Origin of the sequence: Pedobacter nototheniae (assembly GCF_004335085.1) — a bacterium.
GTDB lineage: Bacteria > Bacteroidota > Bacteroidia > Sphingobacteriales > Sphingobacteriaceae > Pedobacter > Pedobacter nototheniae.
On record NZ_RQRS01000067.1, the window covers coordinates 1 to 527 of the forward strand.

Below are 527 nucleotides of genomic sequence, written 5' to 3' on the forward strand. Positions count from 1 at the left end.
GCAAGTGGCACGATTACTTATGTAGATCCTAAAGTAGCATCAGGCACATTAATAGATAAGAAAGACATTAGTACCGATGGTATCGTATTAGTAAATGGATTAAGTGGATTAAGCAGTTCAGTTTTAGTTAATGCGAAATTAAGCATTGCACCGAACTCGATTACCTCAAATGAAATTTCAAATGGAGCTTTAACTCTAGATAAAATATCTGGTCCTGGTGAAAAAAATAGAGTATTAGGTACAGATGTAAACGGTGCAGTTAAGTGGACTACAGTTGAAGCTATTACCAAATCAACGACAAACGATTTAAGTTTAACAGGAGTTAATTTAACGAGTAATGTAAGTGGCGTATCGAGTACAGTTAATTTAACTGACAAATTAACTGGAAACATGATCCAGAATAATACGATTACCTCAGATAAGATCAAAGTTGATGCAGGAGCAGTCACAGGCATGATTCCAATCGTTGGCGCAAGTGGCACGATTACTTATGTAGATCCTAAAACAACATCAAACACATTAATAGA

At 35.5% G+C, this 527-nt stretch carries 1 protein-coding gene; it reads left to right on the forward strand.

Annotation, left to right across the window (positions count from 1 at the left end):
- The coding region (locus EHC72_RS22865; RefSeq protein WP_165585924.1) for a hypothetical protein at positions 1-527 on the forward strand (527 nt) is incomplete at both ends.